We start from the raw sequence: 25,586 nt of genomic DNA on the forward strand, positions 1-25,586 counted from the left end.
CCCCCCCACACCACCCCCCCCCCCCCCGCCCCCCACCCCCCCCCCCCCCTCCGCCCCCCCCCCCCCCCCCCCCCCCCCCCCCCCCGACTGTCGTGCCGTCGCGGCACGTGAGGCCTGTCTGTCCGTCCGGTCGGATCAGGACCGGTCGAGGGCGACCGTGTCCGTCTCCGTGGCGGACCCCGTCACCGCCTGGCTGCTGCCGGCCGTGCCGATCGGAATCCGGCGGGGCCTGGCCTGCTCGGCGACCGGAATGGTCAGGGTCAGCACCCCGTCCTGCCAGGTCGCGCTGATCCGGTCGAGATCGAGGCCGTCGCCCAGGGTGAGCCGCCGTTCGAACGTACCGGTGGCGCGCTCCCGCCGGACCCACTGCACGTCGGCGTCGGTGCGGGCGCTGCGCTCGGCCCGGATGGCCAGGTTGCGGCCGTCGACGTTCACCTCGACCGAGCCGGGGTCGATTCCGGCGAGATCGCAGTGCAGCACGAAATGGTCACCGGACCGGTACAGGTCCATCGGCATCGCCATGGTCGCGGCACCGCCACCGGCGGTGCCGAACACCTGACCGGCCAGACGGTCGAAATCACGGAAGGGATCGAAAGTCAGCACCACGCCAACCACCTCCTCAGGACTGCCCACCGGCGGATCCGGTGGGCGTGTGGCGCTCGGATTCCGAGGTCGCTCCTGCCCTGCCATGCGGTGGTCGGTCACCGCACTGGTCAGGTGCGACACTTCATTTTTTAGCACTCCCCACCGGTGAGTGCCAAGTGTTTCGGTCAAGCTTTTCCGGCCGTCCGACGCGAGTTGTCGCAGCCGTCGTCGGCGGGGCCGGCGGTGACCGGTACGGCCACCATGGACGGTCGGTCCGGGTCGGTCGGCCCCGTTCCGGCGTCACCCGTTCGTGCGAAAGCGTGCCGGCAACGCCCGTACGGTCCTGGTAAGCCAGCATTCATGGTGTTTCGCCGTACCCGTCTCACTAGCATCCAGGTGACAGCCAGGGCCGGACCCGCACCGCCCGGTGTGGGGCGTCCGCCCCGGCCCGACACGTTCGCAAACCCTGTCCCGGCACCGCTTCGCCGGCGGCCTCGCCGTGGCCTTGACCGCCCGATCCGTAGGGAAGCGTGAGGCACGATGAAGGATGCGGAAACCGTGGTGATGCCCCGGCTCGGGGCCACGAACGGCATCGAGGATCCCTGGGGCGAGGACCGCGACGAGCGGGCCGACCGGAACGGGCCCGGCCGCGCGACCCGGCTCAGGCTCGCCCGGCGGGTCACGCCCTGGCTCGTACCGGCGTTGCTGATGGGCACGCTCGGGGTACGCGGGGCCGCCGCACCCGGCCTCTGGCGGGACGAACTCGCCACCTGGGGCATGGCCACGTCGACCTGGCGGGAGAACTGGTCCCCGCAGCGCTGGGTCGATGTCACCGACACCCCGTACCACCTGCTCATGCGGGCCTGGGCGGAGTACGCCGGCACCTCCGACCTGGCCCTGCGGGCGCCCTCGATCCTGGCCATGACCCTCACCGCGGCCCTCGTCGGGGCGCTGGGCAGCCGGCTGTTCACCCCTCGGGTCGGCCTGTTCGCCGGTGTGATCTTCGCGCTGCTGCCCACCTCGACCAGGTACGCACAGGAGGCCCGCCCGCACGCGTTCGCGCTGCTCGCCGCCGTACTCGCCACGCTGTTCCTGGTGCTCGGTATCGACCGGCCGAAGCGCTGGCGGTTCGTCGCGTACGCGGTCGCGGTCGCGCTGCTCGGGCTCTCCCATGTCGTCGCGCTGGTCCTGCTCGCCGGGCACGGGTGGGCCGTGATCGCCTTCGGGCGCAACGTCGTTCGCCGGTGGCTGGTGGCCGCGTCCGCCGGTGTGCTCCCGGTGGTCGGGCTGTTCTGGCTCGGCTCCCGGTACACGACCGGGATCGGTCGGTTCGCCGACCCCGGCGGTCAGTTGTTCGCCGCGACCCCGAGGGAGCTGTTCGGCGCCACCGCCCTGGGCCTGGTGCTGCTCGGGTTGGCCCTGTTCAGCCTCCCGCTGCGGCGCCGCGCGGCGATCTACACCGCGTGGGCGCTCGTGCCGCTGCTCGTCCTGCTGCTCGTCGGGCTGGTGACCCCGTTGGGGCTGTCGCAGAGCCTGCTCTTCACCCTGCCGGCCTGGGCGACGCTCGGCGCGGCAGCCCTGGGCCGGGTACCCGCCCGGTGGGGCGTGGCGGTGCTGGTCGCGATCGGGTTGATCGGCCTGCCGGTGCACACGGCCCTCCGGGCCTCCGACGGTCACCGGCAGGCCACCCGTCACCTCGCGGTGATCGTCGAGTCCGGGATGCGTACCGGCGACGGAGTCGTCTACGGCCCGGTCGGCGGCGCCGGCGGGTGGGACGGCCGGGGCGTGCTCGCGCGTTACCTGCCGGACGACCGCCAACCGGCGGACCTGCTCGCCGCCCGCCCGGTACGCGTCGGGCAGCCGGTGACCGGGGAGTGCGCCGACGTCGCCCGGTGTCTCGGTAACGCCCACCGGCTCTGGGTGATCCGGCCCGGCACCCAGACCGACCCGATCCACGGCCTCGGTGAGCGCAAGGAGCAGGTGCTGCGTACGCGCTACGAGATCGCGCAGGTGTGGCGGCTGACCGGGTTCACGCTGGCCCTGCTGGTCGACGAGCGCACGGGCGTCTGACGGTTCGAGCCCTGTGCCGGGCGGGATTTCGCCTGGTAGCCAGGCTTTCGGGTGACTGATTCGCATCACCCGGTATGTCAGCCCCAGGCGCTTAGGATCTGGTCTAGCAGGGTTTGTCGCGAGCAGAGTTCAGGTTCTTGGGGGGATTGTGAGCGTCTCCGGCAAGACATACCCGTCCCACCCCGCCACCTCACCGGCATCCGGGCTTCCCGCACCATCCCGGTCCGGTGCGGCGGACCGGCACCCCGGTCGCCGGCAGCGCAACATCGACGCCCGGGTCGCGTACGCGGGCTGCGGGGCCACCACCGGCCCGCTGCACGCGCCCGGCCGGGCGCACCCCTCGGTCGAGTTCCGCCACGTCGCCTCACCCGCGTCGCGAGCGGTGCTGACCATCCTGGTGCTCGTCAACGCCGCCGCCGGGCTGGTCTTCGTCGGCTGGCTGCTGCTGCCCGCACACGTACCCGGTGCGGGGGTCTTCGGACCGGGAAACTGGCAGACGGTGCTGGCCCGGATCGGCTTCTGCGTGGTCGTCGCCGTCGAACTGATCCGCATCGCGCAGAACGTGTCCGTCTGGGTCTTCGCCTTCAACGCCAAGGACCCGGTCCCGGTCGACCCGCCGATCGGCCTGCGGGTCGCCTTGCTCACCACCATCGTGCCCAGCAAGGAACCGATCGAGGTCGCCGAGCGGACCCTGCGCCGGATGCGCCAGATCGTCTACTGCGGGCCGGTCGACGTCTGGATCCTCGACGAGGGCGACGACCCTGCCGTACGGGAGATGGCCGCGCGGCTCGGCGTACGCCACTTCAGCCGCCGGGGTCGGCCGGAGTACAACCAGCCCGGCGGCGAGTTCCGGGCCAGGACCAAGTCCGGCAACCACAACGCCTGGCGGGCCGAGCACGAGCACCGCTACGACGTGGTCGCGAACGTCGACCCGGACCACGTGCCGCTGCCCGGCTTCCTCGAACGGACCCTCGGCTACTTCCGTGACCCGGACGTCGCCTTCGTGGTCACACCGCAGGTCTACGGCAACATGCACGAGAACTGGGTCGCCCACGGCGCCTCGGTCCAGCAGTACCTCTACAACGGACTGATCGCGCGCGGCGGCAACGGGCTGGACGCGCCGCTGCTCACCGGCACCGGTCACCTCTACCGGCCGTCGGCCTGGGCGACCATCGGCGGCTACCAGGACTCGATCATCGAGGACCACCTGACCAGCATCCGGATCCACGCCGCCACCAACCCGGCGACCGAAAACCGGTGGAAGGGCGTCTACACCCCGGACGTGGTGGCGATCGGGGAGGGCCCCACCTCCTGGGCGGACTACATGAACCAGCAGAAGCGCTGGGCCGCCGGCATCTGGGAGATCCTGGTCCGCCCCGACCTGCGTGCCCCGCGCGCCCTCGGCTCGCGGCGGCGCTGGCAGTACCGGCTGCTCCAGTTCTACTACCCGAGCGTGGCGGTGAGCCTGTTGCTGGGCAACCTGGCCACCGCCCTCTACATGCTCACCGGCGTGACCACGGTCCAACTCGACACCAGGGTCTGGGCGGTGCTGTGGGGCTCGACCATCGTCACCTGGTTCATGCTCTGGCTCTGGCTGCGTCGCTACAACATCGCCGCGCACGAGCGCGAGGAGATTGGCGTGGTGGGGATGGCGCTGGCCCTGTTCGTCGGGCCGGTCTACGTGGCCGCCGGCATCGCCGCGCTCCTGCGCCGCCGGCTCGCCTTCGTGGTGACCGCCAAGGGAAAGATGCGGACCACCGAGTCGCTCGCCACCTTCCGGCTGCACTTCCTGTGGGCCGGCTTCGCCGCCGCCATGCTCGCGGTGAGCTACCTCCTCGACCACGGCTATCCGCTGCTGCGGGTGTGGCCGGCGCTGACGCTGGCGGCGAGCCTGGCCCCGCCCGTGATCGCGATCGTGACGGGTCTGCTGGCCCGCACCGGGCAACGGCACCGGGTCGGCACGACCGCCGCCGCCGACCCCGTGCCGCCCGCCGACCGCGACACCGCCCGCTGGGCCGTCTACCGGGTCGACGGCGACCGCCCGCACGAATGGGCCCCGCCGGCAGCGGTACGGGTCGAGGCCGGCGTCCACGACCGGCCGGATCCGGGCGGGTTCGCACACCTGGAGGCGGGCGCGTACGCCCGACCGGCGCACACACCACGGAACGGTTGAGGGGCGGGCCATGCTGAGGTTGACGCTGCCGCGCGTACTGGTCGCGGCGGTTGCCGTACTCCTGCTGACGTACGCGTTCGCGCTCGCGCCGCGTACCGCGCAGCGGCCCGGTGCTGCGCCCGGCTCCGGGGTCGCGGCGACGACCGGGCCGAGCGCGCGGGCGCTCCCGCCGAAGGAGCCGGAGGTGTTCCCACCCGCCGGCAAGGCGTTCATCGGCGTCACCACCCACGAGGGCGCGTACGACTTCACCGCCGTGGACGCGTTCACCAGGGCCGCCGGGCGCCAGCCGCAGGTGATGCTCTTCAGCGCGGACTGGGCCTCCGGCCGGTTCGACCGGTCGCTGTTCGACCGGGTCAGCGATCGCGGCATGATGCCGATGCTGGCCTGGGAGCCGTGGGACTACCGGATCGACGAGAAGGCCCGCGAGCAGGGCCTCCGGTTGCGGGAAATCGACGAGATCCGGTCCGACCAGCCCGGCTACCGGTTGGCCCGGATCGCCTCCGGCGACCTCGACGACTACGTGCTCTCCTGGGCCGAGGGAATCAAATCTCTCGGTTACCCGGTGGCCATCCGCTTCGGGCACGAGATGAACGGCGACTGGTACCCGTGGTCGGAGGCGACCAACGGCAACCGGGCGGGCGACTACGTCCGGGCCTGGCGGCACGTGCACGACCTGTTCCGCACGGCCGGGGCCACCAACGTGACCTGGGTGTGGAGTCCGAACGTGCAGTGGGACGACTCGACGACCCCGCTGGAGTCGCTCTATCCCGGTGACGCCTATGTGGACTGGCTGGGGCTGTCCGGTTACTACGGCACCGGCTACTTCTCCGACTACCGTTCCTTCGACGAGATCTTCGGCGAGACCATCGACGAGATGCGTACCTTCACCGAGCGGCCGCTGGTCATCACCGAGACGGCGGCGGCCGACGACAACGGCCGCAAGGTCGAATGGATCGAGGAGACGTTCCGGCAACTGCCCCGGCACAGGGACATCATCGGCGTCATCTGGTTCGAGGTGGACAAGGAACTGGACTGGCGGATCGTCAGCTCGCGGGCGTCGGCCGAGGCGTTCGCCCGGGCCGTCGCCGCACCCCGGTACGACCTGCGCTGGTCGCCGGAGATGGTGCCGCGCAGCAGGGTCGAGGACTGACCGGTTCCGCCGGCCCGTCCGGGCCGCCCCACCCGGAGCCGGCGGTGCGGGGTGGGTGAGGATGGCGCCATGACCATCCCGATCGACCATCCGCGGGTGCACGGGTACGACCGGACCATCGTCATCGTGCGCGGCGACACCCTGCCGCCCGAGTTGGCCCCGGCGCGGCTGCCGAGGGAGCCCGACCGGCACACCGTGATCGTGGCCGCCGACCCGCCGGTCGAGCTGGCCGGCCTGATCGAGTTGCTCGGCCGGCACCTCCCGGTGCGCTGCGAGTCGATCCGGCTGGTGCTCTCCGATGCCGGACAGCCCGGTGTCGCCCAGGTCGTCGCGGACCAGTTGCGGATCGAGGTGCTCGCGCCGACCGGCCCGGTGATGCTGCTCCGTACCGGCATGCTGTTCGTGGTCGAGGGGACGTGGTGGTGTTTCCGGCCCGGTGAGCCGGCGCAGCGGGAGGGCGCCCGGCACCCGGCACCCGACTGGCAGCGACTGCTGCCGCCGGCCCTGCGGTCCGTGCCGTCCGGACTGCGGGTCACCGCCATTCCCGCCGGCCTCTGGGTGGACCACGCGGACCCGTCCGCGCCGGAGCTGACCGGGGCGATCCTGTCCGTGTTCGTGGACAACGAGCAGCCGACCGTGGTGATCGGCCGTCCGGACACCCCGGCACTGCCCCCGGAATCCGTGTACGACCTGCTGGAGTCGCTGCCCCGGCAGCTGCGGCGGCGGCTGGTCCTGGTCCCGTACGGGTCGGAGAGCGCGACCGCCGACACGGTCGGTGAATGGTTGGCGGCGCGTACCGGCGGCACCGTCGAGGTGATGAGCGGGGTGGTCGACACCGACTCCGACGGGGCCACGGTCCGGACCACGATCGACGCGAACGGCGAGCGGGGCTGGCGCCCGTTCGTGCAGCGGCTGGTGTATCGGGCCGGAGCGCCGCCGCAGGTGACGGAGTGGCGCCGGCCGCTGCCGGACGTCGCGGGCACCGGTGGGATCCAGCGGATCGACGAGCGCTGGGCGATCGAGGTGGTCCGGTGCGGGCTGTGGCTGCGTTCGGCGCAACCGGATCCGGAGCAGGACCTGGTCCGGCGCCTGCCGATCGACGCCAACCACCCGCTGCTGGTGCTCGGTGCCGGTGCGGTCGCGGCGCCGACGCGGGCGCTGCCGGCCATCGACACGGTGGTCCGGGCGCTGCCGCCGACGGCCGCCGGCACGCTGCGGCTGGCCGTGACGCGTCCGCCGGACACCGGTACGCCGACCTGGACCTCGTTGGTCGCCCGCTTCGGCCCGCTGCTGGCGGTGGTGGGACCGGGTCACCTGGTCGAACTGCCCGCCCCGGACGCCGTGGCGCCCGTGGACCAGCAGCCGCAGCCGGCGTCGGACGCACCGGAACCGGCCCACGAGCAGCCCGAGCCGGGCCCGCGACCCGCCCCGAAAACGGACCCGGAGCCGGAGGCGAAGCCGGCACCGGAGCCCGAGCCGGAGCGGGAAGGGAAGCCGGCATTGGCGGGTGCGGGACCCGGCCCGTGGTCGGGGCAGCTGGTGGCGGCGGACGAGGCCGGACCGTCGCCGGTGCCGGACCACCGGAGCGATCCGTGGGAGCGGCAGGCACTGCGGGAACAGTTCGGTGACCGCTACCCGGGCTACGCCGCGATGGTGACCCGCTCGGCCGGGGGCCGGGCGGACGGCCGGGACGGTGACGCCGTACTGACCGACCTGGCCTCGGTGGTCGCCTTCGTGGCCGGCGACGAGGTGTTCGACGCCGACGCAGGCACCGACCGTGACAGGGCCACCGGCACCGGCACAGGCGGATCGGCGCACCGGGCGGCGGCGTCCTGCCTGGCGAGCGGTCTGCTGCGGCTGCCCGTACATCCCGGACCGGTCTTCGCGTCGTGGGCGGTGCGGTCGGGGGCGGTCGAGGGCGGGGTGCTCGGCGCCGCCGACGTACTCGCCGCCGAGGTGTCGCCGTACCGGTGGGAGCCGGACCGTCCGGTGCTCGCGGTCTGGTCGACCACCGGGCGGCAGACGGCCGGGGTGACGCCGGCCGGGCGTGAGTGCGTGCTGTTTCCGGCCGGCACCCGGTTCCGGGTGGTCGGGACCGATCATCTCGGCCGCCCGGAGCCCGCGCTGGTGCTGCTGCGCGAGCTGGGTGCCGGGTCCGACGAACCGGCCGAGGGGACGGGTACGCCGGACGTCGCGGCGGCGGACCGGCGGGCCCGCGAAGGGCTCCGGCGGGCGGTCGAGGCGGTACGCCGGTCCGGTGCGGGTGCGGGGTGGCCGTCAGCTCTGGTCGCGGATGGCGAGTGAGTCGACGATCGAGCTGCACGCCATCAGCCAGGCCCGACGGGTGGGGATGGCGAGCGCGTCGAACTCGATCCGCCCGCCGGACCGGATGAGCCGGTCGTACGGGATCACGACGACGTCCCGGACCACCTTGCGGTACCGCTCGACGATCTCGTCGAGCAGTTCGGTGTCCGGTTTGGGGTCGGCGCAGGAAACCACGGCCACGGCGTTCTCGGCCAGGTCCGCCCGGCCGGTCCGGATCAGGTGGTCGAGCATCCACAGTCCACTGTCGGCGACGTCGCGCTGCACCGTGGTGGGCACGATCAGGCAGTCCGCGACGGCGGTGGCGGACTGCCAGTTGGCCGAGCGGATGTTGTTCCCGGTGTCGACCACGATCAGCCGGTAGAACCGGCACAGCGCGGTCCAGAGCTTGGTGAACGCCTCGTCGTCGATGATCTCCATGCTGCCGGCGGCGTCGTCCGAGGCGAGCACGTCGAACCGGGCACTCTGCGGCCGCAGGTACGCCGACAGCCGACCGACGCTCGCCGTGGTGGCGAGGAACTCGTCGATGTTGTGCAGCAGGTTGATCACGGTCTGTTCGTGGGTGGCGGACTCGGCCCGCATCCCGAGGGTGCCCCGGGTCTCGTTGTTGTCCCAGGCCAGCGTGTAACCGCCACGGTGGAAGCCGAGGGTGGCGGCGGCGAGCAGCGCGGTCGGCGTCTTCGCCGCCCCGCCCTTCGGGTTGGCCACCACGATCGACATGGTCCGGCTGAACGGGCGGAGCAACCGGCGGCGGGCGGCCCGGTGTACCAGTTCGTCCTTTGTCGCCACCAGGTTCAGGGTTCCGCCGGTGAACCGGTTCGCCCGCCCGCGCCAGCCCCATTCCGCGCGCGGCTGTGCCGGTTGACCGACCGCGATGCCCTCCACCGGGGCGGCCGGTGTGCCGGCGCCGTCCGGCGCGGTGCGGGGTTGGCGGGGCGCCTGCCAGGCGAGGCCGGCCGTTGCGGCCGCCGGCTGTGCCGGACCTGCTGCGGTCGGACCGGGCGGGGTCGGACCGGCCGGGTCCGTCGGGGCACCGGCGGCGGGAGCGGGCTCCGGGGTGCCGGGCTTGTGCGCTGCGGACGCGGTCATCGCGGATCTCCCTGTCGATCAGCCGGCGCACGGTGCTGCCGCCGTCCGAGAAGCGGTCGAATGGCGGGACTGTACGTGAGCCGGGCGGCAGATCCTACGGTGCGAAAAACGATCCGACCGGCTCCGGCGGTCATCCCGCAGGTGGCCGGGGGCGGCCGGCTCGACTTGGGAAATCTCACCTGAACCGGAGGGGCCCGCGCCGCGTAGTCGCTTCGTACGTTCGCCCGGCGCGGGCATGGCGAGGGTGGGGGACGGTCGTGGCAGCAGGTTCGGACGTGGGCACGCGGATTCCGGTACGGATCGACGAACTGCACGCACTGCTGCTCCGGCTGGCCGGTCGGCTGCCCAACGGACTGGTCGCGCGGGCCCGGCAGTGGCTGGCCGAGGGACGCTCGGTCGAGGTGGCGCAGGCGGTGGTGTTCGGCGCGACCGCCGGTCGGGTGGCGGTCGCCGAGGCGGACGCCGCCCTGCTCGCCCGGGTGCTCGCCGAGGCCGGGGAGGAGACCGACGCGGTCGACGACCTGCCACGGGGCGGGCCGGTGCCGGTGCCGTACTTCCGGCTGGCGCCGTCGCACCCGGCGGCGCCGGCCGAGCCGGGGGACCGGGTGCCGTACCCGCCGGACCTGACCGGGCGGTACGACGGCCCCGGCGGGCCCGACCGGGTGGACCTCGCGCTCACCGGCGCCGTACCCGGCCGGGTGGCCGGGCTGTGCGCGCTCTGGCGGGTCTGGTCGTTCCCGGACCGGGCCACCCGGTGGCCGCCGCCGCGCCGGATGTACCTGGTGCAGGTGCTCGGGGAGCCGGGGGCCGACCCGCCGACGGTGGCCGCCGAGGTGCAGGGGGTGCTGCTCGCGGCGGGTGAGCGCGACCCGCGCGTCGAGGTCTTCGTCGAGCCGGGTGAGCTGCCCGAGCACCAGCGCGCGGCACTGGGTCGGGCCGCGCTGCTCTGGGCCGCCGCACCGGCCCGGCCGATCCGGTTCGCCCGCGACCCGCACACCGGCACCGGCCCGGATCCGGCCGAGGGTCGGGGGCGGCTCGACCCGGCCGAGCGGGACCGGGTGCTGGCCTATCTCGACGCGGGTACGCCGCTGCTGCTCACCCCGACCCGGACCGCCGACGTCCTCGACCCGGACCGGGGCGCGGTGGTGCCGACGAACGTGCGTACGGACGGGGCGTGGATCTGGTCCGACGGGGTCTCGTACCGGTTGCGCGAGCACGGCCTGGCACCCGAGCCGGACCTGCTCGACCACGTCCGGCGCAACGCGCACGTGGCGCCCGAGGTCGGTGCCGTGCACCTGCACCGGGCGCTGACCGCGCTCGACGCGTTTCTCGCCGGGCATCCGACACCGGACGGCGACGACGCCGGGTGACCGATCGGCTACCGTCGATCGTGGCGGGGCAGGTTAGTACGCCTGTTCGATCAGGCGTACGCTGACGGCATGGCGCACGGCGTTTACCAGCCATCGATGCTGGACACGGCACCCGAGCCGAGCCTCGGCCGGCTGACCGGCGCGCTCCGGCGGCACGAGTTGGGCCGGGGCGCCTGGGTCGACCACCTGCCCGGCTGGGTGCACGGGTCCGACCTGGTGCTCGGCACACTGTTGGACGACGTCGACTGGCGGGCCGAGCGCCGCCGGATGTACGACGGGCAGGTCGACGTTCCCCGTCTGCTGCGCTGGTACGCCGGCCACGAGACGCTGCCGCACCCGCTGCTGACGCAGGCGCGTCACCGGCTCACCGCGCACTACGCCCCGGAGTTGGGGGAGCCGTTCGTCACCGCCGGCATGTGCCTCTACCGGGACGGTCGGGACAGCGTGGCGTGGCACGGCGACACCACCGGGCGCTCGTCGCACCTCGACACCATGGTCGCGATCGTCTCGTTCGGCACGCCCCGCCCGCTGCTGCTGCGACCGAGGGGTGGCGGGGCCAGCCTGCGCTTCCCGCTGGGGCACGGCGACCTGGTGGTGATGGGTGGTTCCTGCCAGCGGACCTGGGAGCACGCGATCCCGAAGACCGCCCGTCCGGTCGGGCCGAGGGTGAGTGTGCAGTTCCGCCCCGAGGGCGTCGCCTGATCCGTTGTGGACGTCCGCGAACGGCTCGGCGGTGCGACGCCGGGTCACGGACGCCGCCGGGTGCGCGTGGCGGTCCGGTCAGGGACGATCGAACCTCAAGAATTGCTCAAGATCTTGCTTCACCCAGTGAAGTCGATCATGATGACCTGCACTGATGTCCCTGATCAACTGCGCCTTCAACACCCTGGAGGTTCTATGCGATACAGACGACCAACGGTAGCCGTCCTGTCCGGCCTGCTCGTCGCCACCCTCGGAACGGTCACCGCCCCGAGCGCCGCGCTTGCCTCGCCGAACTCGACCCGGCTCACCGCCCTCGCCGCCCAGCAGGCGGCCGAACCGAACCAGGTACAGGGCCTCGCCGTCAGCCAGGCCGACGGGTTCGCCACGCTGACCTGGACCCCGGTCGCCGGTGCGACCGACTACCAGATCGAGCGCACCCTGGTCGACGGCGGCGACACCGCCACCGGCCCGTCCACCGTGGTCGGGGTCTGGCGCCCCAACCGTCAGATCAACAACGAGAAGCCGACCTTCGCCGACGCCGGCTTCAACCCCGGCGACCGGTTCCAGTGGCGGGTACGGGCCCGGTTCGGCACCACCGAACAGCCGTACTCGCTGCCGGTCTCCGGCACCACCACCGCGCCCTGGGGCGACCCCGGCGTACCGGGCGAGAACCTGCGTACGCAGTGGGAGACCACCAAGGCCGCGCAGTACACCAGCGACGTCAACGAGTACGCCTACACCGCGGCCGTCGACGAGCTGAGCGAGCGGGTCCGGACGGTCGAGATCGGGCGTACCGTGCTCGGCCGACCGATCAACATGCTGGTCATCGGTTACCCGACCCCGCCGGCCACCGCCGCCGCCGTGGCGGCGACCTCGCCCCTGTCGATCAACTGCAACGTGCACGGCGGCGAGCCGGGCGACCGCGAAGCCTGCCTGATCATGGCGCGCAAGCTCGCCTTCGGCAAGGACGCCCGCACGCTCGACCTGCTGTCGCACACCACCGTGCTGATCGTCCCCACGATCAACGGCGACGGCCGGGCGGCCAACACCCGGGGCAACTCCACCGGGCAGGACCTCAACCGCGACTACTCGCTGGTCCGCCAGCCGGAGACCTTCGCCTTCGTGCAGATGCTGCGCGAGTACCGGCCGGTGGCCGGATACGACGGTCACGAGTTCGGCAACTCCAGCGCGGGTGACCTGCCGATGCTGCCGCCACGGCACCAGAACGTGGCGACCTCGATCTTCGACGAGTCGCAGCGCATGATCGAGGGCCACATGTACGAACAGGGCGCCAAGGACGGCTGGTGGGCCTGCCCGTACGGGTGCGCCAACGGCGGCAACGTGGGCCTGGGCGAGGAGACCATCCTGCGCAACACCCTGGGCCTGAAGAACGTGGTGAACTCGCTGCTCGAACTGCGCAGCTCTGGTGGCGCCACCCGGCCCGACGAGGGCAACTCGGCGAACAACCGGCGACGCAAGTCGTACTCGGCGATGTGGACGTTCAACCAGTTCCTCGACTACCACCGGGCCAACCTGCCGGCGATCAAGCAGGCGCGGACCGAGGCGATCAAGTTCCAGACCTCGAACAGCAGCCGGATCGTGTTCCGGGGATCGCACCTGATCCCGGCGCACCCGGCACCGCACCCGGGGGAGAGCCCGCCGCCGGCGGACGCGCCCGCCCCGGAGCAGATCCTGGACAACGCGCCGTGTGCGTACAAGCTCACCGAGGAGCAGTACAACGGTGCCCGTACCGACGGTCCGGGCGGGGTCGGCACCACCGTGGCCCAGCGCATCCGGGCCCACGGCTGGAAGGTCGTCAAGAGCGGTGACGCGTACTTCGTACCGCTGAACCAGCCGGAGCGGGGTCTGATCCCGCTGCTGCTCGACGCGCAGGGCACCGAGGAGTTCGTCGGCGGCGAGCGGGTCTACCCGACCGGCTCGGGCCGGCACAACGGACCCCTGGTCGTCTCGGGCTTCACCTGCCTGGCCGACGGCACGGTGAATGGCCCGGTCACGGTCCGGCCCGGTGCGACCCTCGTCGCCACCGGGACCACCATCAACGGCCCGGTCAGCGCCGCCGGTGCGGCCGGGGTGTTCCTGACCGACAGCACGGTGCGCGGTCCGGTGTCGATCTCGGGCACCAGCGCCGCGGTGGCCGTGGTCAACGTCAAGGTCTCCGGCCCGGTCGACCTGTCGGTCAACCGCACCGGCGTCGACGTGCCGCTGCTCGCCGGTAACACCGTGAACGGTCCGTTGAGCTGCGCCGGCAACACCCCGGCGCCGATCAACCTGAACATCGCGAACACCGTGCAGGGGCCCCGGTCGGGTCAGTGCGCGGGGCTGTGACCGAGCACCCGGTAGCAAGCTGAACCGGTGATACTCGTGCCGGCGGGTCGGGACCCACGCCCGGCCCGCCGGCACGACCGGTCCGAGAGGCAGGAGATCAGCGTGTCCGAGCCAACCATCCCGTCGCGTACCCGTGGCCGTGCCGCCCGGCGTACCGCCGGTCCGCGCCCGGCCGCCGTCGCCGGCCTGGTCCTGCTGCTGGCGCTCGCCACCGCCGGCTGCACGAGCGCCGACCCCGGCACCGGCGGGGACGCAGCGGCCGGCACCGACGGTACCGCGGTCGCCGTGACCGGGCCGCTCTGCGACGTGCTGCCCGCCGGCAGCGATCCGGGTAACCCCACCTCGCTGGTCGGTGAGCCGGTCGACGTGGCACTGACGTGGATCCCGGTGCTCACCACGTTCGAGTCCGCGCTGCGGGCGTCGGGACTGGCCCCGGAACTGCGTGGCATGACCGGTCTGACCATCCTCGCGCCGACCGACGACGCGTTCATCGCCAAGTTCAACGAGGACACGCTCGACGCCCTGTTCCTCGACCGCAAGGACGACCTGCGGGCACTGCTCAAGGCGCACATCGTCGACGGCTCCCGCTCGCTGTCGGAGCTGCTGGCCGCCGGCACGGTGACCACACTCGACGGCGCGTCGGTCGAGGTCAGCGCGTCCGGGACGATGGCCCGCGTCGCCGGCCAGGCGGACACCCTCTGCACCGACTACCGGGCCGGCAACGCCCGGATCCACATCGTCAACCAGGTCCTCGGCAAGCTGCCCACGGACACCGGCGGTCGGGGACATCGGGGCTGACCAGGGGTTTTGTCCGGCCCCGACCGGTGTAGTCGCACTCCCGGCGGGTAGGGGGAGAGCATGAAAACCACCTGGAAGCCGCACGAGGAGCACGGCACGCTGTCCAGCAAGACGAAGCGGGAGCTACCGGACTCGGTCTTCGCGTTTCCCGGCAAGCGCAAGGAGCCGCTGGTCGACGCCGGTCACGTGCGCAACGCGATAGCCCGGTTCGACCAGGTCCAGGGCGTCACCGACGCCGAGCGGGAACAGGCGTTCGAAAACATCCGGTCGGCCGCGAAACACTACGGTGTCGAGATGGCCGAGACCGAATGGCGCCAGCTCGGGAAGTTGCCGCACACCCCGAACCCGGTCCACAGCCGGCGCTGACCACCCGGTACGGCCCGTGCACCGCCGTACCGGTCTCCGCTCGACGGGCCGAAGCCCGCCGAGCGGAGACGAGCGTGTTACCGGTTCAGACCGTGACCGGCTCGGCCGCGCCGCGCCGGGCGGCGCCGGCGCGGACCCGACGTTCGGTCAGGGCGCCGAAGAGCAGGCCGAGCGTGGCCCAGGTGACGAACTGGGTGCCGAGCGAGGCGAGCCGGAACTCCCACAGCACCAGGGCGGGGAAGCCGTCGGGCACCTCGTTGATCGACGGCAGGGCGAGCTGCACGACGGTGATGAACACCGCGTACGCGCCGACGGCCAGCAGGGTCGCGTTCCAGGCCCCGTAGCGTGGGTGCAGCCATCGGCCGAGGTAGAGGGCGAGCAGCCCGGTGGCGACCGCGATCACGATCATGAGGAAGTACAGGACGGTCCGTTGGCCGAGGGTGTCCGGGTTACCGGTGGCCGGCGGGTTCGCCGGGTACTTGAGGAACGGCACCAGCGCCACCGTCACGAAGCCGGCGAGACCGACCAGGGCGGCGGTGGCCCGGGGCGAGAACCGTCCGATCCGGCCGTACGCGACCGCGAAGGCGAGCGCGAACAGGCCGCCCAGCGCCACCCCGTACACCAGAGCGGCGGTGGCCAGCCCGATCGTGCTCTGCACGGTCCGGCTGACCAGTTCGGGTTCGGCCGCGTCGGTGTGCGCGGCATCGGCGGCGCCGTGCGACGCCGCGTGGGCGGCGGCACCGGCGGCGGACTCGAAGTCGATGGCCTGCCCGACCGGACCCTCACCGAACAGGGTGGCGAACAGGTACGCGGCGACACCGGCGGCCAGGCCGACCAGCATCCCCCGGATCAGTAGCGAGCGAGCGGAGAGCACCTGGTTGTCCCGGCCGGCTCAGTGGCAGGGGAAACCGAGCAGATGCCGCCCGTCGTGGACGAACTCGTGCACCGTCTCACCGGAGATGAGCGAGGTCACACCCTGTTCGGCGCCGACGAAGTAGAGCAGCACGACGGCCAGCACCGCGCCGAAGATCGCCCAGGGCAGGATCTGACGCAGCGGGATCGGTGCCGGCACCGGCACGGCGGTCGGCGTCGGCAGTGCGGAAACGTTTGCCATGGCAAACCTCCTCGGGATCACGCGTCCCATAGTGGTATCCGTGACGGTGGAGGGTCTGACTTCCGGACTGCCGCAGGGCGGAGAACGGTTACAGTGGCGCGACCGTGCCGGGATCTCACCGGCTTCCTCCCACCATCACGCTGTGGACCGGACGCTACGGGCGGCGGCGCCGGGGTGTCAACCTGCACCCGATGCGGCGACGACGCACGTGGGGCGCCCTTTTGTCGTTTGGAGGTCGAGCCCGGCGGTGACGAACCGACTGATCCTCCTGTCGCACGCGCCGACGGCGGCGGTGCGGCGGGCCGCGTTCCCGCTCGACGAGTCACTGGATCCGCATGGGCTGGCCGACGCCACCCGGGCCGCCGGCCGGCTGCCCCGCCACGACGTGGTGCTCTGCGCCCCGTCCCGGCGGTGTGTCGAGACGGCCGTCGCGTTGGGCCTCACCCCGACCGTCGACGAGGGACTGCGCGACGGTGACCTGGGGCGTTGGGCCGGGCTCACGCTCGACCGGGTCGCCGCCGACGAGCCGGACGCGGTGGCCGCGTGGCTGACCGACCCGGCCGCCGCCCCGCACGGCGGGGAGAGCCTGCACGACCTGCTCGCCCGGACCGGTAGCTGGCTGCGGGATCTGCCGACGGCCACCCGTACGGTGCTCGCGGTCACCCATCCGATGGTGATCCGCGCGCTCGTGGTCAACGCGATCGTGGCCACTCCCGCCTCGTTCTGGCGGATCGACATTCCCCCGCTGACCCGGACCGTGCTGCGCGGCGGGGCCGACCGGTGGACGTTGCGCGGTTCGTCGGAGTCGTTGGACACCGCCGGGGACTGACCCCGGCCGTTATCCGGCGAGGGTGTCGAGGATCTGCTGGCCGTACTTCGCCAGCTTGTTCTCCCCGACGCCGCTGACCCGGCCGAGGTCGGCCAGGGTGGCCGGGACCTCGGTGGCGATCTGGCGCAGCGTCGCGTCGTGGAAGATGACGTACGCCGGCACGCCCTGCTCCTTGGCGGTCGCCCCGCGCCAGGCCCGGAGCCGTTCGAACAGTCCGGCGGCCTCCGGCGACAGGTCGGCGGCCGCAGCGGCGGCACCGCGCGGCTTCGAACCGCGCGAGGCGGCGGCCCGTTCCGGCTCGCGGCGCATCATCACCGTACGTCGCCGACCCAGCACCTCCGCGCTGGCCTCGGTGAGCACCAGCGTGCCGTACTCGCCCTCGACCGCCAGCAGGCCCTGGGCCAGCAGGGCGCGGACCACCCCGCGCCACTCGGCCTCGCGCAACTCCTCACCGATGCCGAACACGGTCAGCGTGTCGTGGCCGTGCTGGGCGACCTTCTCGGTCTTGCGGCCGAGCAGGATGTCGATCGACTGGCCGGCACCGAACTTCTGGTTCCGTTCGCGGTGCAGCCGCAGCACGGTGGAGAGCAGCTTCTGGGCCGGGATGGTGGCGTCCCAGGACTGCGGCGGGGTCAGACAGGTGTCGCAGTTGCCGCACGGCTCACTGGACTGGCCGAAGTAGGCGAGAATCCGGACCCGCCGGCACTCCACCGTCTCGCAGAGGGCGAGCATGGCGTCGAGGTGCCCGGCGAGCATCCGTCGGTGGGCGAGGTCCCCCTCGGAGCCGTCGATCATCTTGCGCTGCTGCACCACGTCCTGGAGCCCGTACGCGAGCCAGGCGGTCGACGGCAGGCCGTCCCGGCCGGCGCGGCCGGTCTCCTGGTAGTAGCCCTCGACCGACTTCGGCAGGTCGAGGTGGGCGACGAAGCGGACGTCGGGCTTGTCGATGCCCATGCCGAAGGCGATCGTGGCGACCATGACCAGCCCGTCCTCGCGCAGGAAGCGCTTCTGGTTCGCGGCCCTGGTCGAGGCGTCCAGCCCGGCGTGGTACGGCAGCGCGGCGATGCCGTTGGCGACCAGGAAGTCGGCGGTCTTCTCTACCGAGGCCCGGGAGAGGCAGTAGACGATGCCGGCGTCGCCGGGGTGTTCGGTGCGGAGCAGGTCGAGCAGCTGCTTGCGCGGCTCCTGCTTGGCCACGATCCGGTACTGGATGTTCGGCCGGTCGAAGCTCGCCACGAAGTGGCGGGCGTCGACCAGGTTCAGCCGGGTCGCGATCTCGGCGTGGGTCGCCGGGGTGGCGGTCGCGGTCAGTGCGATCCGGGGTACGTCCGGCCACCGCTCGTGCAGCATCGACAGCGCGAGGTAGTCGGGCCGGAAGTCGTGGCCCCACTGGGCCACGCAGTGCGCCTCGTCGATGGCGAACAGGGCGATCGTGCCCCGCTCCAGCAGCCCGATGGTGCCCCCGGAGCCGAGCGCCTCGGGCGCCAGGTAGAGCAGGTCGATCTCGCCGGCGAGGAAGGCCGACTCGACCCGGCGACGGGCGGCGAAGTCCTGGGTCGAGTTGAGGAAGCCGGCCCGTACGCCGAGGTTGGTCAGCGCGTCGACCTGGTCCTGCATCAGCGCGATCAGGGGTGAGATGACCACCGCGACCCCGTCCCGGACCAGGGCCGGGATCTGGTAGCAGAGGGACTTGCCGCCGCCGGTCGGCATCAGCACGAGCGCGTCGCCGCCGTTGACCACCTGGTCGATGATCTCCTGCTGGTTGCCCCGGAAGGCGTCGTAGCCGAAGACCCGCCGGAGCACCTGCAACGGGTCCGTGGTCCGCACATCGGTCGGGGAAGCCATCCGGGGAGTCTACGAGTCACCGCCGACATCGGCGGTGAGCAACCCCTGCTCGCTCACCACGCGTACGGAAAGCGTCTTGTATCCGACATTTTCGAACAGGACGGTCATCCGGTCGTCCTCGTAGCTGAGCACCAGTCCCGGCCCCCACCCGGCGTGCCGGACCGTGCTGTGCACCGGGAACGGCCCGCTGGCCCCGTCGGCGGGAGTGCTGGTGCCGGCATGGCAGCTGTCACAGTGACCACACGTCGTCCTCAACTGCTCACCGAAGTAGGCCAGCAGTGCCTGGCTCCGGCAGCCGGTGGTCTCGGCGAACGCCCGCATCATGTCCGTACGGCTGTGCTGCACCGCCTGCTGCCGCTCCGCCTCGGCCACCGCCGCCCGGCCGGCGTCGGCCGGCGACGGCGCGTACCGGGGGCTGCTGACCCGTTGGCTGGTGCCGGCCGTACGGGCCGCACCGACCCGCTCCAGCAGGCCGAGCAGTTGGCCGAGCTTGCGTGCTCCCAACCCGGTCCGCTCCCGCAGCGCGGTCCGGGTGGCCGGCCCGTCGCGCAGGGTGGCGGCGAGTTCGGCCAGCTCCCCGGCGTCCGGGGTGCCGCCGGTGAAGAAGCGTTGCAGGCCGACGTCCTCGGCCCGCCACAGCAGCAGCGCGTGCGCCTGCTCCCCGTCCCGCCCGGCCCGGCCGATCTCCTGGAGGTAACTGTCCGGCGAGTCGGGCAGGGCCAGGTGCGCCACCCAGCGGATGTTGGGCTTGTCGATGCCCATGCCGAACGCCGACGTCGCCACCATGATCGGCACCTGGTCGGCGAGGAACCGCTCGTACAACTCGGTACGGGCGCCGGCCGCCATCCCACCGTGGTAACACGCGGCCTCGTGGCCGGCCTCGGTCAGCCGGTCGGCGAGCTCCTCGGCGGCGCGGCGGGTCGGCACGTAGACGATGCCCGGCCACTGGCCCCCGTCGAGCAGGCCGAGCAGGCGTCGCCACCGGTAGTCCTCGGTGGGGCAGTGCGCGACCTCCAGGAAGAGGTTGGGCCGGTCCAACCCGGCGACCACCGTACGCGGCTCGGTAAGCCCCAGCCGGGCGACGATGTCCTCGCGTACGGGCGGCGAGGCGGTGGCGGTCAGCGCGACCACCGGCGGGCGGCCCAGTCCCCGGATCAGGTGCCCGAGCGCCAGGTAGTCGGGGCGGAAGTCGTTGCCCCAGGCCGAGATGCAGTGCGCCTCGTCGACCGCGACCAGGGCCGGACGCAGGGCGCGTACCCGGGCCAGCAGCTCCGGGTTGCCGAGCTGCTCGGGGGTGGTGAACAGGAACCTGGCCCGGCCGTCCTCGATCTCGTGCAGCGCCTCCGCCCGCTGGTTGGCGGTCTCGGCCGAGCTGACCCGGACCGCGCGCAGCCGGGGGTCGCCCCGCTCGTTGAGCGCGCGGATCTGGTCCTGTTGCAGGGCGAGCAGCGGTGAGATCACCACCGTCGGGCCGGGCAGCAGCGCCGCCGGCACCTGGTAGATCGCCGACTTGCCGGCGCCGGTGGGTAACACGACGAGGGCGTCGCGTCCCTTCATCACCGCCCGCATCGCGGCGAACTGGCCGGGGCGCAGCGAACGCCAGCCGAAGTGGTGCCGTGCGGCGCGGCGCAGGCGGGTCGAGTGCAGTGGCAGCTTCATCGGGGGCCGGAGGTACCCGCGCCCACCGAACGTGAAACGGCGACCTGTTCGGGTGCCGGGCGGGCGGCGGCGCTGTCACCGTCCGCAAGGGACCGTCGGTCCGCCGGGAGCCGCCGAGCGAAGGGCGCGACGCGACCGGCACGAGCAGCCGGCGCGCCCGCCGCGCAGGTTGCGCGGCGTCGACCGACACATGCACATTCGGGTGCCCGGCGGCGTGGCGCGGGCCCGGTACGGTGATTTCGATCATGGTGGGTGAGGCTGCCGTCGGCCGCCGTTTCGGTGACGTCTCGAAGAGGTGGATTCGAGTGGATACGGGCATGGTGCTGGTGCTGGTGACAGGGGCGCTGGTGCTGCTGGCGGTCTTCCTGGCGGTCCGCGCGGTCGCCGCCTACAACCGGCTCGTCCGGCTGCGGGACCAGGTACGGGCCTCGTGGGCCCAGGTCGACGTCGCACTCGGGCGCCGGCACTCGCTGATCCCGAACCTGGTGGAGACCGTGCGCGGCTACGCCGGACACGAGTGGACCACCCTGGACGCGCTGACCGCCGCGCGTACCGCCGCTCTCGCCGCGGCCGGTGCCGCGCCGGCCAGGGACGGTGCCGAGGCGGCGGTGACCTCGGCACTCGGTCGGGTGTACGCGGTCGCGGAGGCGTACCCGCGGTTGCTGGCCAACGCGAACTTCGCCGAGTTGCAGCGTGAACTCGCCGCCACCGAAGACAGGATCGCGTACGCCCGGCAGGTCTACAACACGGCCGTCCAGGCGCTGAACACCGCCGTCGGGTCGCTGCCGACCAGCATCGTCGCCGGGCTCGGCGGGTTCCGCGCGCAGCCGTACCTCGAAGCCGGCGGCGACCAGCGCGACGACGTACCCGTCCGGTTCTGAACCCGACCGGGCAGCGACCATGAACCTCACCGACCTGCTGATCGAGGCCGGCCTGCCGGCCGCCGGCATCGCCCTGTTCGTGGCCGGACGCGCCGCCGTCCGGCTGCGCAGCCGTCCCGCCCCGGTCAGCGCGGGGGCGGCGACGATGAACCTGCCCGGCCCGGAGTCACCGGCGGTGGTCAGCCTGCTGGCCAACCAGTGGCGGATCACGCCCGACGCGGCCGAGTCGACCCTGCTCGACCTCGCCGCCCGTGACCACGTCGAACTGCGCCGGACCGGTCCCGACCCGCGTCATGCCACCGTCCACCCGACCGGCCGCGACCCGGCCGGACTCAACGACTACGAGCGGCAGGTCCTCGACCGGGTGGTCGAACGCGCCGTCGCCGGTGTGGTCCCGCTGACCGCGCTCGGCTTCTCCGACTCCGACCGCTCCGCCACCTGGACCGGACGGCTGGGCGACGCCGTGATCGCCGACGCCCGGCGCCTCGGCCTGTCCCGCCCGAGGTACACCCCCGCCGCCCTCGACGGCCTGCGGGTGCTCGGTCTGCTCGCCTCGGTCGGGATCACCGTCGGCGCCGCCCACTACATGGCCCGCACGACGGACGGGTATCACCTGGCCTTCGGTGTGCTCCTGATCAGCGCGTTGATCTTCTGGAACATCGCCGGTGGCCTGCGCGGCGAACGGGACACCGCCGCCGGCCGCGTCGCCGCCGCCCGCTGGCTCGGCGTACGGGACTGGCTCGCCGGGCACGAGTCCTTCGCCGACCTGCCCCCGTCGGCGGTCGCGGTGTGGGACCGGTACCTCGCGTACGGGGCCGCGCTCGGCGTCACCCGAACCACCTCCGGGGTGACCGCCCACCGCCAGGCCACCGCCCCGGAACCGGAGGTACGCACACAGGGCGCCGCCCCGGACCGGTGATCGACCGATCCGGGGCGGCGCCGGGCGTGGCTACCAGTTCGAGTTCGTCACCCCGGTACCCCACAGGATCTGGTCGAACGTGTTGCCGTCGTTGTCGTCGGTGTAGCAGACCGCCACCTCGCCCCAGGGCGAACTGGTGACCGCCATCTGCTCCTGCCGACCGACGGTCACCTGGCTGAGCACCTGGGCACCGAGCCGGCCGGTGTCCGTACCGTCCGGGTTGAGCCCGCGCACCCGCACGTCCGCGTCGGCCGCCTGCACCGTCCAGCCGACCACCGCGTTGGCCTGGTCGTCGATGCCCACCGTGGGCGCGGCCGCACCCGCACCGGCGGAGGTCTCGACCTCGGCGTGCCGGGCGGTTCCGGTCGCGGTGAAGGAACGGGTCCACACCCCACGGGTGCCGGTGTGGTCGGACTCCCAGGCGACGGCGAAGTCACCGTTGAAGTTCGCCGCCACGGCCGGACGCACCTGCTGGCCGCCGCTGTTCGCGTTGGCGGTCCGGCGGGACAGGGCCACCGCCCCGTTCGTCCGGGCCAGCCGGACGAGGCCGACGTTGTAGGAGCCGTTCGCGTCGCCGTCCTCGTCCCAGACCACGGTCGCCTCACCGGACGCCGACACCGCCACGTCCGGCCGGTGGTGCGCACCGGTGGTCTGGCTGGCCGTCACCTCGTACGCCTTGGTGGTGATGTTGGTGTAGCCGGCGGCCCGGACCGTCGACGGGTTGGTGCCCTGGGTGTCCTCCCAGACCACGGAGAACGCCACCGCGGCGGCGTTGTTGGCCACACCGTCCGGGTCGACCGCGACCCGGGGCCAGGTCTGCTGGCCGTCGGCGCTGGCGTTGGCCCGGCCCGAGGCGAGCACCGTCCCGGTCGGCGAGACCACCCGGTACGGCACGTTGTAGTAGCCGTTGCCGTCCGGGTCGTCGGACCAGACCACCACGGCGTTGCCCTTGTCGTCCAGGCCCACGTCGGGGTTGACGTGCCGCCAGGCGGCGCCGCTGGTGCCACCGGCGGAGAGCTTGAGCTCGTACACGGCCGTGCCGTTGTCGAACACCCGCAGGTAGATCTCCGAGTGCAGGTTGTCGCCGGGCAACGTGTCGTCGCGGTCGTCCTCCCAGACGATCGCGACCCGCCCGTTGCGGTTGGCCGCGATGGCCGGGGTGTCCTGGTCACCGGTGGCGACGCTGTTCGCCGTCGACCAGGTGGCCGCGGCGGCGGCGACGTCCGCCGGAACGGGTGCCGCGAGCAGCGACGCGAGGAGCAGGGAGGTGATGGCTGACATCGGGTTGGGTTCTCCTCTTACGCGGGACGCAGGCCGGGCTGGCCGTCAACGATGACGAACGAGCCGACGGTGGAGACCGGGGCGCCGTGCTCGGTGACCGTGGCCACCGCGCGGAAGTCGGCCCGGACCTGGGCGCGGCTGATCGTCGTACGGACGTAGCCCCGCCGGTCGGAGTGGAACTTCAGGTGCGGGTTGTTCGACACGTTCGGGATGGTCGTGCTCCCGCTGCCGTTGCCGCCCGAGGTGATCGAGGTGCACACCAGTTCGGTGCCGATCGTGGCCGACGACGAGCTCGCGTAGTCCGCCTTGAGATCGTTGGCCCAGGCCCGGTGCACGTCACCGGTGAGCACCAACGGGTTGCGTACGCCCCGCTGCAACCAGCCCTGCTGGATCCGGGAGCGGGAGGCGCGGTAGCCGTCCCAGGCGTCCATGTTGGCCGCCCCGGCGGCGTCGAGCTGGCGGGCGAAGAAGACCTGCTGGCCCAGGATGTCCCAGGTGCCGTAGTGCTGGGCCAGGCCGTCGAGCAGCCACGTCTCCTGGGCGGCACCGGTGAGGCTGCGCGAGGCCAGGTCGGCCTCGGTCGACACCTTCCACCCGTCACCACTGGCCTGGTCGTCGCGGAACTGGCGGGTGTCGAGCATGTGGAAGGTCGCCAGTTGTCCCCAGCGGACCCGGCGGAACAGCGAGATGGCGTTGCCGGTCGGCGCGGAACTCGGCCGCAGCGGCATGTTCTCGTAGTACGCCCGGTAGGCGGCGGTCCGCCGGGCGGTCCACTGGGCGGCGGTCAGCGCCGGACTGTTGTTGGCCCGGACCATGTTGGCGTAGTTGTTCTCCACCTCGTGGTCGTCCGGCACCACCAGCCACGGTGCGGCGGCGTGCGCGGCCTGCAGGTCCGGGTCGGACTTGTACTGGGCGTACCGGCGACGGTAGTCGGCCAGCGAGACGATCTCGGCGCCCGCGTGTTCGCGTACCGAGCCGGCGGCCGTTCCGCCCTCGTAGATGTAGTCGCCCAGGTGCAGGATCAGACCGGGGTTGTCCTCGGCGATCCGCCGGTACGCCGTGAAGTAGCCGGCCTCGTAGTGCGAGCAGGACGCGAACGCCATCACCAGGTCCCGGCCGAACGTGCCGACCGCCGGGGCGGTACGGGTCCGCCCGACCGGCGAGATGTGCCCCTGGGCGCGGAACCGGTAGTAGTAGTCGGCGTCGGGGGCGAGGCCACCGGCCACCACGTGCACCGAGTGCGCGTCGGCGTACCGGGCGACGACCGAACCGGACGCGACCAGCGAGGTGAACCGGTCGTTGCCCGACACCTGCCACTCGACGGTCACGTCGGCGTTGGCCATGCCGCCCTGCCCGTCGGCGTTGAGCGGCGACGGGGCCAGCCGGGTCCAGAGCACGACACTGTCGGACGCGGGTTCGCCGGAGGCGATTCCCAGCTTGAACGGAAACGGTACGGCGGCCTGGGCGATACGCCAGGGGGCTACCACGGCTCCCGCGGTGGCCAATCCACCCAGGACGATGGTGCGGCGACTGAGCCTTGTCATGGTCAATAACCCTGGAGGCCGTGTGTTAACACGATGGGCCCGGCTGGCGAAACCCATGTGACGCGAAGGTGGTCGCATCGAGGACAACGGATGTACGGGTCACCCGGCGGTGACCAACGGTGGTCAGTCCGGATCGGCTGCCGCCGGTTCGCCCGGACCCTCCGGTGCGGCGGCCAGTGCCTCGGTGAGCTCGCCGCGCGAGCTGATGCCGATCTCCTCACTGCGGTCGGCGGCGCCGGTCCTGGGCAACCCGGCGAACCGGCACCGTGCCGTTCAGCTCACCTACGACCAGTTCCGGTTCGCGTTCGCCAACGCGGTGACCGATCGTCGCCGGCGAGCGGGACCACGCGGTGCCGAGGGCGATCTCGGAGGCGACGTACGACAAGCAGAAGCGCAACGAGGGCGTGACCGAGCTCGTGGAGATCCCGAACCGGGGCCACGCGCCGACGATCGACAGCGGCTGGCGCGAGGTCGCCGGCACCGCTCTCACCTTCGTCAAGCGTTTCGTCTAGCACCGCTTGCCGGGCTGGCCGACCGCGGCTC

The 25,586-nt window shown here is 72.6% G+C and carries 22 protein-coding genes; 13 read left to right on the forward strand and 9 right to left on the reverse strand.

Annotated elements, in window-relative coordinates; genetic code table 11:
* Positions 1-135: 135 nt before the first annotated feature.
* Positions 136-606: an Hsp20/alpha crystallin family protein gene (locus ACZ6QQ_RS10055; RefSeq protein WP_465875596.1), complete on the reverse strand. Its 471-nt coding sequence runs from the start codon at positions 604-606 to the stop codon at positions 136-138.
* A gap of 519 nt (positions 607-1,125) precedes the next feature.
* Here ACZ6QQ_RS10055 and ACZ6QQ_RS10060 point away from each other — a divergent pair.
* From ACZ6QQ_RS10060 to ACZ6QQ_RS10075, 4 genes are all read left to right on the forward strand, one after another.
* Positions 1,126-2,655, forward strand: a complete 1,530-nt coding sequence (locus tag ACZ6QQ_RS10060; protein WP_465875597.1) for a glycosyltransferase family 39 protein — start codon at positions 1,126-1,128, stop codon at positions 2,653-2,655.
* 148 nt (positions 2,656-2,803) lie between these two features.
* Positions 2,804-4,828: a glycosyltransferase family 2 protein gene (locus tag ACZ6QQ_RS10065; protein WP_465875598.1), complete on the forward strand. Its 2,025-nt coding sequence runs from the start codon at positions 2,804-2,806 to the stop codon at positions 4,826-4,828.
* A gap of 10 nt (positions 4,829-4,838) precedes the next feature.
* Positions 4,839-5,978, forward strand: coding sequence for a glycoside hydrolase family 26 protein (locus ACZ6QQ_RS10070; protein WP_465875599.1), 1,140 nt, complete (start codon positions 4,839-4,841; stop codon positions 5,976-5,978).
* 69 nt (positions 5,979-6,047) lie between these two features.
* On the forward strand, positions 6,048-8,282 hold the full coding sequence (locus ACZ6QQ_RS10075; protein ID WP_465875600.1) for a hypothetical protein: 2,235 nt from the start codon (positions 6,048-6,050) through the stop codon (positions 8,280-8,282).
* On the opposite strand, the gene ACZ6QQ_RS10080 is transcribed toward ACZ6QQ_RS10075, so the two are convergent.
* Positions 8,256-9,389, reverse strand: a complete 1,134-nt coding sequence (locus ACZ6QQ_RS10080; RefSeq protein ID WP_465875601.1) for a MinD/ParA family ATP-binding protein — start codon at positions 9,387-9,389, stop codon at positions 8,256-8,258. The genes ACZ6QQ_RS10075 and ACZ6QQ_RS10080 overlap by 27 nt on opposite strands.
* A gap of 275 nt (positions 9,390-9,664) precedes the next feature.
* Here ACZ6QQ_RS10080 and ACZ6QQ_RS10085 point away from each other — a divergent pair, with 275 nt between their 5' ends.
* The 5 genes from ACZ6QQ_RS10085 (at position 9,665) to ACZ6QQ_RS10105 (ending at position 14,971) form a co-directional block, all read left to right on the forward strand.
* Positions 9,665-10,759: a hypothetical protein gene (locus tag ACZ6QQ_RS10085; RefSeq protein ID WP_465875602.1), complete on the forward strand. Its 1,095-nt coding sequence runs from the start codon at positions 9,665-9,667 to the stop codon at positions 10,757-10,759.
* Between the two features lie 69 nt (positions 10,760-10,828).
* The gene (locus ACZ6QQ_RS10090) at positions 10,829-11,461 is read left to right on the forward strand and encodes an alpha-ketoglutarate-dependent dioxygenase AlkB (RefSeq protein WP_465875603.1); all 633 of its coding nucleotides are present in this window, start codon (positions 10,829-10,831) and stop codon (positions 11,459-11,461) included.
* Positions 11,462-11,656: 195 nt separating this feature from the next.
* Entirely contained in the window at positions 11,657-13,807 is a 2,151-nt protein-coding gene (locus ACZ6QQ_RS10095; RefSeq protein WP_465875604.1) for a M14 family zinc carboxypeptidase, read from the forward strand.
* 102 nt (positions 13,808-13,909) lie between these two features.
* On the forward strand, positions 13,910-14,605 hold the full coding sequence (locus ACZ6QQ_RS10100; RefSeq protein ID WP_465875605.1) for a fasciclin domain-containing protein: 696 nt from the start codon (positions 13,910-13,912) through the stop codon (positions 14,603-14,605).
* A 60-nt stretch (positions 14,606-14,665) separates the two neighbouring features.
* Positions 14,666-14,971 carry a DUF6582 domain-containing protein gene (locus ACZ6QQ_RS10105; RefSeq protein ID WP_465875606.1) on the forward strand — a complete coding sequence of 102 codons (306 nt, stop codon included), beginning with the start codon at positions 14,666-14,668 and terminating at the stop codon, positions 14,969-14,971.
* Between the two features lie 85 nt (positions 14,972-15,056).
* Here the strand turns inward: ACZ6QQ_RS10105 and ACZ6QQ_RS10110 are convergent, their stop codons facing one another.
* Positions 15,057-15,845, reverse strand: a complete 789-nt coding sequence (locus tag ACZ6QQ_RS10110) for a CbtA family protein (protein ID WP_465875607.1) — start codon at positions 15,843-15,845, stop codon at positions 15,057-15,059.
* An 18-nt stretch (positions 15,846-15,863) separates the two neighbouring features.
* Complete coding sequence (locus tag ACZ6QQ_RS10115; RefSeq protein WP_465875608.1) at positions 15,864-16,085, reverse strand: CbtB domain-containing protein; 222 nt, start codon at positions 16,083-16,085, stop codon at positions 15,864-15,866.
* Between the two features lie 247 nt (positions 16,086-16,332).
* Between ACZ6QQ_RS10115 and ACZ6QQ_RS10120 the strand changes: the two genes are divergently transcribed.
* Positions 16,333-16,914, forward strand: coding sequence for a histidine phosphatase family protein (locus tag ACZ6QQ_RS10120; protein ID WP_465875609.1), 582 nt, complete (start codon positions 16,333-16,335; stop codon positions 16,912-16,914).
* Between the two features lie 9 nt (positions 16,915-16,923).
* On the opposite strand, the gene recQ is transcribed toward ACZ6QQ_RS10120, so the two are convergent.
* Together recQ and ACZ6QQ_RS10130 are read right to left on the reverse strand one after the other, a co-directional pair.
* Entirely contained in the window at positions 16,924-18,759 is a 1,836-nt protein-coding gene (gene recQ, locus ACZ6QQ_RS10125) for a DNA helicase RecQ (RefSeq protein WP_465875610.1), read from the reverse strand.
* A 9-nt stretch (positions 18,760-18,768) separates the two neighbouring features.
* Positions 18,769-20,418: a RecQ family ATP-dependent DNA helicase gene (locus ACZ6QQ_RS10130; protein WP_465875611.1), complete on the reverse strand. Its 1,650-nt coding sequence runs from the start codon at positions 20,416-20,418 to the stop codon at positions 18,769-18,771.
* Positions 20,419-20,723: 305 nt separating this feature from the next.
* Here ACZ6QQ_RS10130 and ACZ6QQ_RS10135 point away from each other — a divergent pair, with 305 nt between their 5' ends.
* Both ACZ6QQ_RS10135 and ACZ6QQ_RS10140 read left to right on the forward strand, forming a co-directional pair.
* Positions 20,724-21,299 carry a LemA family protein gene (locus tag ACZ6QQ_RS10135; RefSeq protein ID WP_465875612.1) on the forward strand — a complete coding sequence of 192 codons (576 nt, stop codon included), beginning with the start codon at positions 20,724-20,726 and terminating at the stop codon, positions 21,297-21,299.
* 19 nt (positions 21,300-21,318) lie between these two features.
* Positions 21,319-22,218: a DUF2207 family protein gene (locus ACZ6QQ_RS10140; protein WP_465875613.1), complete on the forward strand. Its 900-nt coding sequence runs from the start codon at positions 21,319-21,321 to the stop codon at positions 22,216-22,218.
* A 30-nt stretch (positions 22,219-22,248) separates the two neighbouring features.
* Here the strand turns inward: ACZ6QQ_RS10140 and ACZ6QQ_RS10145 are convergent, their stop codons facing one another.
* The 3 genes from ACZ6QQ_RS10145 to ACZ6QQ_RS10155 all read right to left on the reverse strand — a co-directional run bounded on the left by ACZ6QQ_RS10145 (position 22,249) and on the right by ACZ6QQ_RS10155 (position 25,292).
* Complete coding sequence (locus ACZ6QQ_RS10145) at positions 22,249-23,499, reverse strand: hypothetical protein (protein ID WP_465875614.1); 1,251 nt, start codon at positions 23,497-23,499, stop codon at positions 22,249-22,251.
* Between the two features lie 17 nt (positions 23,500-23,516).
* Positions 23,517-25,043, reverse strand: coding sequence for an alkaline phosphatase D family protein (locus ACZ6QQ_RS10150; RefSeq protein WP_465875615.1), 1,527 nt, complete (start codon positions 25,041-25,043; stop codon positions 23,517-23,519).
* 123 nt (positions 25,044-25,166) lie between these two features.
* A complete protein-coding gene (locus ACZ6QQ_RS10155; RefSeq protein WP_465875616.1) occupies positions 25,167-25,292 on the reverse strand; it encodes a hypothetical protein in 126 nt (41 codons plus the stop codon).
* A gap of 101 nt (positions 25,293-25,393) precedes the next feature.
* Between ACZ6QQ_RS10155 and ACZ6QQ_RS10160 the strand changes: the two genes are divergently transcribed.
* Entirely contained in the window at positions 25,394-25,555 is a 162-nt protein-coding gene (locus ACZ6QQ_RS10160) for a hypothetical protein (protein WP_465875617.1), read from the forward strand.
* The last annotated feature ends 31 nt before the right edge of the window (positions 25,556-25,586 follow it).

It is taken from the genome of Micromonospora sp. NPDC049529 (assembly GCF_055586685.1).

Coding starts and splice junctions, on each gene's coding strand:
- ACZ6QQ_RS10060 (WP_465875597.1), top strand. CDS start 1,126: ATGAAGGATGCGGAAACCGTGGTGATGCCCCGGCTCGGGGCCACGAAC.
- ACZ6QQ_RS10070 (WP_465875599.1), top strand. CDS start 4,839: ATGCTGAGGTTGACGCTGCCGCGCGTACTGGTCGCGGCGGTTGCCGTA.
- ACZ6QQ_RS10075 (WP_465875600.1), top strand. CDS start 6,048: ATGACCATCCCGATCGACCATCCGCGGGTGCACGGGTACGACCGGACC.
- ACZ6QQ_RS10080 (WP_465875601.1), bottom strand. CDS start 9,389: ATGACCGCGTCCGCAGCGCACAAGCCCGGCACCCCGGAGCCCGCTCCC.
- ACZ6QQ_RS10090 (WP_465875603.1), top strand. CDS start 10,829: ATGGCGCACGGCGTTTACCAGCCATCGATGCTGGACACGGCACCCGAG.
- ACZ6QQ_RS10095 (WP_465875604.1), top strand. CDS start 11,657: ATGCGATACAGACGACCAACGGTAGCCGTCCTGTCCGGCCTGCTCGTC.
- ACZ6QQ_RS10105 (WP_465875606.1), top strand. CDS start 14,666: ATGAAAACCACCTGGAAGCCGCACGAGGAGCACGGCACGCTGTCCAGC.
- ACZ6QQ_RS10115 (WP_465875608.1), bottom strand. CDS start 16,085: ATGGCAAACGTTTCCGCACTGCCGACGCCGACCGCCGTGCCGGTGCCG.
- recQ (WP_465875610.1), bottom strand. CDS start 18,759: ATGGCTTCCCCGACCGATGTGCGGACCACGGACCCGTTGCAGGTGCTC.
- ACZ6QQ_RS10130 (WP_465875611.1), bottom strand. CDS start 20,418: ATGAAGCTGCCACTGCACTCGACCCGCCTGCGCCGCGCCGCACGGCAC.
- ACZ6QQ_RS10140 (WP_465875613.1), top strand. CDS start 21,319: ATGAACCTCACCGACCTGCTGATCGAGGCCGGCCTGCCGGCCGCCGGC.
- ACZ6QQ_RS10145 (WP_465875614.1), bottom strand. CDS start 23,499: ATGTCAGCCATCACCTCCCTGCTCCTCGCGTCGCTGCTCGCGGCACCC.
- ACZ6QQ_RS10150 (WP_465875615.1), bottom strand. CDS start 25,043: ATGACAAGGCTCAGTCGCCGCACCATCGTCCTGGGTGGATTGGCCACC.